The sequence below is a fragment of the Arthrobacter sp. THG-b23 genome (assembly GCF_059091265.1).
Genome location: NZ_JBNHGM010000019.1, coordinates 1 through 472, shown reverse-complemented (window position 1 = coordinate 472; position 472 = coordinate 1). Strand labels below are relative to the sequence as shown.

At 65.5% G+C, this 472-nt stretch carries 1 protein-coding gene; it reads left to right on the top strand.

All coding sequences use genetic code 11. From position 1 onward, the window contains the following. Positions 1-217: 217 nt before the first annotated feature. Positions 218-472: hypothetical protein (locus AC5RVD_RS16805; protein WP_494127556.1), on the top strand; the 255-nt coding region annotated here is incomplete at its 3' end.

The following is a 472-nucleotide window of genomic DNA, read 5'->3' as shown; positions in this document are numbered from 1 at the left end:
CACGATCCTGACGCGGCCGATCACCAAAGTCCCGACGCTCACCACGATCCTGACGCGGCCGATCACCAAAGTCCCGACGCTCACCACGATCCTGACGGGGACGGTCACCCTGCGGACGACGATCGCCAAAGTCCCGACGCTCACCACGATCCTCACGCGGACGATCATCCCGTGAACGGAAGCCGCCGGCATTACCGGATGCGCTACCGCCACGGTCTTGGCGGGGACGATCCCCCTGCGAACGACGATCCCCAAAGTCCCGACGCTCACCACGATCCTGGCGGGGACGGTCACCAAAGTCCCGACGCTCACCACGATCCTGACGCGGCCGATCATCCCGCGAACGGAAGCCGCCGGCATTACCGGATGCGCTACCACCACGATCCTGACGCGGCCGATCACCAAAGTCCCGACGCTCACCACGATCCTGACGCGGCCGATCACCAAAGTCCCGACGCTCACCACGATCCTG